General features: G+C 68.1%; 7 protein-coding genes. 2 read left to right on the top strand and 5 right to left on the bottom strand.

Translation table 11 applies throughout. The features are described from left to right. Window positions 1-47: 47 nt before the first annotated feature. Window positions 48-836 (bottom strand): IS110 family RNA-guided transposase, encoded by a 789-nt coding sequence (locus P1J78_RS18675; protein ID WP_374213356.1) that lies wholly within the window; start codon window positions 834-836, stop codon window positions 48-50. 320 nt (window positions 837-1,156) lie between these two features. Here P1J78_RS18675 and P1J78_RS18670 point away from each other — a divergent pair, with 320 nt between their 5' ends. Together P1J78_RS18670 and P1J78_RS18665 are read left to right on the top strand one after the other, a co-directional pair. Next, on the top strand, window positions 1,157-1,891 hold the full coding sequence (locus P1J78_RS18670; protein ID WP_275568901.1) for a hypothetical protein: 735 nt from the start codon (window positions 1,157-1,159) through the stop codon (window positions 1,889-1,891). A 55-nt stretch (window positions 1,892-1,946) separates the two neighbouring features. Further along, a complete protein-coding gene (locus tag P1J78_RS18665; RefSeq protein WP_275568900.1) occupies window positions 1,947-2,249 on the top strand; it encodes a serine hydrolase in 303 nt (100 codons plus the stop codon). A 271-nt stretch (window positions 2,250-2,520) separates the two neighbouring features. Here the strand turns inward: P1J78_RS18665 and P1J78_RS18660 are convergent, their stop codons facing one another. The 4 genes from P1J78_RS18660 to P1J78_RS18645 form a co-directional block, all read right to left on the bottom strand. Next, window positions 2,521-3,378 carry a DUF305 domain-containing protein gene (locus P1J78_RS18660; protein ID WP_275568899.1) on the bottom strand — a complete coding sequence of 286 codons (858 nt, stop codon included), beginning with the start codon at window positions 3,376-3,378 and terminating at the stop codon, window positions 2,521-2,523. A gap of 116 nt (window positions 3,379-3,494) precedes the next feature. Then, window positions 3,495-4,868: a multicopper oxidase family protein gene (locus tag P1J78_RS18655; protein ID WP_275568898.1), complete on the bottom strand. Its 1,374-nt coding sequence runs from the start codon at window positions 4,866-4,868 to the stop codon at window positions 3,495-3,497. Between the two features lie 76 nt (window positions 4,869-4,944). Further along, window positions 4,945-5,340 carry a c-type cytochrome gene (locus tag P1J78_RS18650; RefSeq protein ID WP_275568897.1) on the bottom strand — a complete coding sequence of 132 codons (396 nt, stop codon included), beginning with the start codon at window positions 5,338-5,340 and terminating at the stop codon, window positions 4,945-4,947. 289 nt (window positions 5,341-5,629) lie between these two features. After that, on the bottom strand, window positions 5,630-5,962 hold the full coding sequence (locus P1J78_RS18645) for a helix-turn-helix domain-containing protein (RefSeq protein ID WP_275568896.1): 333 nt from the start codon (window positions 5,960-5,962) through the stop codon (window positions 5,630-5,632). Window positions 5,963-6,000: the final 38 nt, after the last annotated feature.

Below are 6,000 nucleotides of genomic sequence, written 5' to 3'. Positions count from 1 at the left end.
CGGCGACATCTGCGATCTCTTCGAACCCGACGAATGCTGGAACTACTTCAAGGCCGCAGGATATGCCCACGATTAAACGCACGAAGCTCTAAGGCGCGTCGCGCGAGGCTGCTTCCGGCCTTGGTGATTCCGCCGCGGCGCACGTTCGAGCCGCTGGAGTGTTCGCAAGGCGTGAGGCCGAGATACGCCATCAATTGTCGTGGATTGTCAAAGCGATGGAAGTCCCCAACCTCAGCCACCACTGTCACGGCCACGATGAATGCAACGCCTCGCATCGCTTGCACCGCTTCCACTACCGGAGCGAGACTCCATGTCGGGACGAGTTCCTCAATCTGCCCGGTCAGCCGGTCGATCCGCGCCCGTGCGACGGAGGCGGCATCGACATAATCTTGAAAGACAATCTGCTGTGCTGGATGCTGAAAGCCGAGCGTCGTCAACCAGCGCCGGTACGCCAGCGTCCAGCTCTTCTTCCCCGGATAGATGCGCCCGTGGCGAAGCAGAAACCCTTGAAGATGCTGCCGCGCCTTGCCGAACTCCTGCACCGCCGTCGCGCGCGCCCGGACCAGATCGCGCATCGCCTCATGTGCCGCGTCCGGAACCCAGACCGCCGTCAGCTCCCCCGCCCGATGCAGCTTCGCCAGCATTACCGCATCACGACGGTCGGTCTTGACCCGGTCCCCGGCCTTCACCGGAATGAGCGAGGGCGCGACCACAATGCAGTCGTGCCCCATCTCCACGAGCTGGCGGTGCAGGCCGTAGCCGCACGGACCAGCCTCGTAGCAAAAAATGCAGCCGGGATCCGTCGGCGCCCAGCCGCTCCACCAGTTTCCGGACATGATCGGGCCGGTGCGGGCTCGTGCCGCAGTGGCGCACCTCGCCCCCACGCTCCCCCCGCGCAATCGCGACGGAGATTGTCGTTTTGTGGACATCCAGCCCGATGAACATGCTATCCTGCATATGGTCTCTCCCCCATTCGTGAGGCTCGGCGCCAGCCAATCCGGCGCAACCCTCGAATGCAGAATGCCGCGGGGGAGACCACCAGAAAAGTCAGGCTCCCCGCGATCATAGGGTCTGGCTTCGCCTCGTTTCCTTCCTCGCCCTCGCTTTCGGCGCCCTTGCGGCGATAGCCGGTTTGTTCTGGACTCGGCCCGGTGCCGTGGCGGATGCTCCGGAGCTGTTCGGCCGCGGGCTGTACCGACGCGACACGCCCTTCACGGCCGGCGGGGCGCAGGGGGCGGACCTCGTCACGCTGTTGCTGATCCTGCCCGCCGCGCTCTCGGCGCTTTTCGGACCGCTGACGCGGCCGCGCCGCCTGGTTTTGGCCGTGGCACTGTCTTGGACGCTCTATCTCGGGGTATCGCTGTCCTTCGGTGCGGTCGCCTTCAATGAAGCGTTCCCCCTCTACGTCCTCATGATGCCGATGTCGGCGCTTGGCCTCGCACTGGCTCTGAGACCTCTCCCGCTCCCCCGGACGCCGCGCTGGCTTCCCGGCTTCCTGTTGGCCTGCGGAGTTGTCACCGGGGGGGCGTGGTCGCTTCTGCTCTGGCTCGAAATGACGTCGGGCGCCTATCCGCCGCAGAGCTATTACACCGTGCGGACGACCTATGCGCTCGATCTCGGCCTGATCGCGCCGGGCTGCGTCGCGGCCGCCGTCGGGCTCCGGCGCGGTCGGTCGTGGGGAATGCTGCTGGCCATACCGTTGCTCGCAATCGCGGCGCTGCTCCTGCCGATGATGCTGTCGCAGACGGTCATGCAACTGCGCGCAGGAGCGGCCCTCGGACCCGAAGCGGTCGCCCCTCTCGCCGGTTTTGCGCTGGTGTCGGCCGGGGCGGCCTGGTTTCTCTGGCGGCTGGCGCGCGGCACTCCGGCGCATACGACTGCGGACAGATAAAGATAAAACTGACTCCAAGTATCCTGCTTCAACAATGCGTGCCCTGGCTTCAGGCATGGCCAACAAGGCGATTCAGACTACAGCCTTGTCCTGTGCCCTGAGTTTCGTCGCGGTCCCGCATGGCGCGGCGCAGTACGCCTCGCATGCGCTCGCCGAACGCCTCTCGCAGACGATCACTCACCGGATGGCGCGCGATGACGTCCCCGGCGTCGTGGTTGTCGTGATGGAGGACGGCAGCCCAGTCTGGACCCGCGCCTTCGGCCTCGCGGACCCGCGCACGGGACGAGGGATGACCGAAGACGCGCTGTTTCGGGTCGAGTCGACGCCACCGCGACGTCGTGCGGCAGGTTCTTCGTGAGCTCGACCCGAAAACCCTTTTTCGGAACCTCCTCGGGTTTCACGGCACCGCGCTACATCATCTTCTTCAGTAGGGAGACGGCGGCCTTCACATCCTCGTCCTTCAGAGCTTGCTTCGGAAATTGTCGCGTCTCCGCTTAGAAGGACCACATTTTGCCTGCCGCGGGGCCGCCGGCGTCCGACAGGAAGCCGTCGAACAGGCGCTCGACATTGATCTCCAGAACCTCCGTTCGCCCGGCGCGACGAAGCATCACGTCCGACCCCCTTCGGCGTCACGCCTCCTGGCACGACCAGAAGCCGCGGTAGCCGACCGTCAGGCCCTGTTCGAGCGTGAAGATCAGCTCGGCGTTGCCGCGCCAGTTCGCCTCCTCGCCCAAACGACGGACCGTCATAGTTGCGCCATCGGCGGCAAAAGCCTCACCGTCCGCGTTGGAGCCGGTGCGATCGAGCGGCACGATCACGCCGTTCAGCAGCATCGCGCCATCGCCGCCATCCGCCGCCAGCAGGATCGGGTCGTCCTCGGGGCTGCGGTTGAAGCGGCAGGACGCCTCGGCCTCCATCACCTGTCCGGCCTGCTCCCGGGTCAGCGGCGCCGGGTCCAGCGTCGAGACGAGCGTGTTGTCCAGCGCGTCGGCAACCGTGCCGGCTTGCGGCGCGGGATCGTCGTAGATGTCGGTGACGACGTTGCCGCCGGTCACATCGGCGGTCAGGTAGCGCATCTCGGCGATCTCGCGCCGCTGGGCCGCGATGATCTCGTCGGCCAGCTTGCGCACGCGGGCATCCTCGATCCCGGCCCGCTCGGAGGTCATCACCGCGATCGAGTGGTGCGGGATCATCGCGCGCATGTAGCTGGGCCCCGACACGGTAACCTGGCTGCGGACAAGCCAGAGCGAGACGCCGAAGACGATCAGGGCGCCGGCGAAGATCGCGATGTTGAGGCGGCGATTGCTGTACATGCCAAGCATGAAGGCGAGCATGATGACCGCCATCGTGCCGCCCATCACCAGCGCCATGTAGGCGCGCGTCTCCGAGAAGAAGACATGCTCCCACGCATAGGTGTTGAGATACATCAGGATGAACATCACCACCGTCGAGGTGAGGATCATCAGGCCGAAGCGGATATAGGACATCTTGGAGCCTCCTTGGCGAGGTATTCCAGGGGTCAACAAGGTTCCAGCGCCGGAGGGTTCCGCTCAGTCGCGTGGCGGGCGCGCCAGGCGGACCGGCCGGCGCGCCGCACGGGGGATCAGCCGACGCGAATATGCGTCATCATCCCGCTCGCCGCGTGGGACAGCATGTGGCAATGCAGCAGCCAGTCCCCCGGACTCTCGGCGACGAAGGCGATCTCGGCCCGCTCGCGCGGGGCAAGCGTGATCGTGTCCCCGAGCGGGCCGGGGCGGCCGGTGTCGTCCAGCCGCCGGAAGTGATGGCCGTGCAAGTGCATCGCATGCGGCCAGGCCGTGTCGTTGCGCAATGCCACGCGCACCGTCTCGCCGGGCGCGACCCTCAGGAGCGGGCGCTCGTCCATGTCGACCGCGCCGTTGAACGCCCAGAGCTTCCCCATCCGGGCAAGTTCGCCGAAGCGCCGTTCCTCGCCGTCCAGCGTTGCCGTGGACAGCCCGCCCATCGCGCCGCCCGCCATCCGCAGCTCGGCCTGCTGGGCGGCGTCGAGCGGGCCGAGGGCAGGCATGTCGTTCGGCGGAAGGGGCTCCGGCACTCCCAGCGGCTCTGTGCGTCCGCCATCGGCGACGTCGAGCAAGAACAGCGGCGACAGTCCGTCGCGCTCCGCATGGCCCAGCCCGGCCCGCTCGCCCGCGGCGGCCGTCACGTCGACCAGCAGGTCGGCGCGGCTGCCCGGGCCGATCGTCAGCATGTCGCTCAGCTCTTGCGGCCGTTCCAGCGGCTGCCCATCGCGCGCGATCACCCATCCGTCGAGACCGCGCCGCGCCACCTGCAGCACCCGCGCGGTCGCGGCGTTGACGATCCGCAGGCGCAGGCGGTCGTGGCGGCCGGCGGGCTGCGCACCGGCCGGCCGGCCATTGACCGTCAGCCAGTTGCCGATGCGGCCGCCATGGGCCCAGTCGTGCATGGTGCCGAAATCGTCGGCCATCGCGCCGCTGTCGTACAGCCGCCAGTCCTGCACGAGCAGAATCTCGTCGCGGTCGGTCTCGGGAGGCGTGTCCTCCTCAACGATCAACGCGCCGGCCATGCCGCGGCCAACCTGTTCCCAGGCCCGGTCATGGGGATGGTACCAGAAGGTGCCGGCATCACGCAGGTCGAAAGCGTAGTCGAACTGCGCTCCGGGGGCGACAGGCTCCTGCGTGACGCCCGGCACACCGTCCATCGCGTTGGGCAGGCGCAGGCCATGCCAGTGGACCGTGCTGGCCTGGTCGAGGTCGTTGACGAAGCGCCGGACCAGGCGGTCGCCCTGCCGAAAGCGCAGCACCGGGCCCGGCGCCGTGCCGTCGAAGCCCCAGATCCGGGTGGCTCCGTAACCCTCGGGCAGGAGGGTCGCCTCGCCCTCACGGGCCGAAAGCGGGGCGGGATCGGCGCGGAGCGGACCCGGCAGGGCGAAGGTCGCCGCGCTCGCGGCCAGAAGTGTTCTGCGGGTGAGTTTCATCTCGGTGCCTTCTCCATTTCGCCGCTCCCGTTCTCCCGGGCGCGGCCGGGATCGTCAGGGTCGCGGGTCGCGGTGTTCATTCGATCCCGGCCTCTTGCTGAAGCGCCCGGACATGGGCCGTGATCCGGGTCACCTCCTCGTCGGTCATGCCCTCGACCGGGGGCATGTCGCCGAACTTCCAGTGATGCTGGCGGACGCCGTTCCGGACCGCCATCCGGAAGGCGTAGTCGGCGTGGTGCGACGGTTCGTAGATGCGATGGACCAGGGGCGGCCCCTTGTCGGTCCCGCCGGCCTGCGCGCCATGGCAGGCGGCGCAGTTCGCCTCGAATGCCCTCTCGCCCGCCGCGAGGGTCGCGGCCGTGGCCGGCGCGGATGCATTCCTTGGGGCGTCGAAGCCGCGCTCCTGAAGCAGATAGGCGGTCGCGTCCGTGACGATCACGAGGGCCAGTGCAGCGGTGAGTAGCTTCGTCAATGATCCACCTTCGAAAGATCCGCTCATGCGTTGCGGCAACCGGCGGCCGACGGCGCGCCGGCCCGCCTGGCTTCGTGCCTTGTCTGGTGATCGCTACAGCTTCCATCTAATGGAAGGTCAAGGGCGTTCCCGCGGCCGCGCTGCGAAGCTCATTGTCCCGCACGAGCAGCGCCCGGAACGCGGCGACGCCCTCCTCAAGGCGCGGAAGGGGCCGAGAAGGCCCGTGCGGCGCGGTGTGGCGCCGGCCGCTACCACCCATGTGCCTCGACGCGCCGAACGGCACGGAGGGTCACGAGCCGCGCCCGGCGCCAAGGACACGGAGGAAGTGCCGCCGATATGCCGCAGGCGTGACACCTGTCTTCCGCCGGAACAGGCGGCGGAAGTAGGAAGGGTCGTCATAGCCCACCTCGAAGGCCACCGCATCGGTGGCGAGGTCGGTGGTCTCGAGCATGTGCTTGGCCTCCTCGACCCGCACCGCCTGCACGTACGCGAGGGGCGCGTAGCCCGCGATACGAAAGCGGCGTTTGAAGCTGCGCTCGGGCAGGCCGGAGCGGGCCACGATTTCGGTCACCGGCGTCTTGGCCGCATAGGTCACACCGATCCATTCCTGCGCCGCGGCCACGACGGCATCGGAATGCCGGCGCGGCCGGCCGCCGATTG

The organism is Psychromarinibacter sediminicola, from assembly GCF_029168335.1.
In the GTDB taxonomy this organism is placed as follows: domain Bacteria; phylum Pseudomonadota; class Alphaproteobacteria; order Rhodobacterales; family Rhodobacteraceae; genus Psychromarinibacter; species Psychromarinibacter sediminicola.
Note: the sequence above shows the minus strand (reverse complement) of the source record. Positions and strands in the feature narration are given on the sequence as shown.

Bases quoted from the DNA above. Each gene is read 5' to 3' on its own strand.
- P1J78_RS18675 (WP_374213356.1), bottom strand. From the start codon at position 836: ATGTCCGGAAACTGGTGGAGCGGCTGGGCGCCGACGGATCCCGGCTGC.
- P1J78_RS18665 (WP_275568900.1), top strand. From the start codon at position 1,947: ATGGCCAACAAGGCGATTCAGACTACAGCCTTGTCCTGTGCCCTGAGT.
- P1J78_RS18660 (WP_275568899.1), bottom strand. From the start codon at position 3,378: ATGTCCTATATCCGCTTCGGCCTGATGATCCTCACCTCGACGGTGGTG.
- P1J78_RS18655 (WP_275568898.1), bottom strand. From the start codon at position 4,868: ATGAAACTCACCCGCAGAACACTTCTGGCCGCGAGCGCGGCGACCTTC.